Origin of the sequence: Actinophytocola xanthii (assembly GCF_001921205.1) — a bacterium.
GTDB classification, from domain to species: Bacteria; Actinomycetota; Actinomycetes; order Mycobacteriales; family Pseudonocardiaceae; genus Actinophytocola; species Actinophytocola xanthii.
Genome location: NZ_MSIE01000084.1, coordinates 1 through 425 on the forward strand (window position 1 = coordinate 1; position 425 = coordinate 425).

The 425-nt window shown below is 69.2% G+C and carries 1 pseudogene; it reads left to right on the forward strand.

The features are described 5' to 3' along the window. Window positions 1-425, forward strand: a pseudogene (locus tag BU204_RS40375) (carbohydrate ABC transporter substrate-binding protein); the annotation flags it as partial.

Sequence of the window (425 nt, forward strand, 5' to 3'; positions counted from 1 at the left end):
GCCCTACCACCAGACCGACGCGCTCGGCCGCACCTGGCAGGAGGCCACGCAGTCCCTGCTGCGCAAGGAGTCCGGGATGTACGTCCACGGACTTCCCCTCGGGCAACAGTTCCCCGACGCCGAGCGCGACGACCTGGACTTCTTCCCGTTCCCGGAGGTCGACCCCGCGATCGGCACGGACGCGGTCGAGGCGCCGATCGACGGGTTCATGATGGCCGCCCGGCCACGCGACGAGGATGGCGCGAAGGAGCTGCTGCGCTACCTCGGCACCGCCGAGGCGGGCAACGCCTACCTCGAGGTCGACCCGAACAACATCGGGGCCCACGACGACGCCGACACTGCCGGCTACAACGCCCTGCAGAAGAAGTCCCAGGAGCTGGTGAGCAACGCCAAGTCCATCTCCCAGTACCTGGACCGCGACACCC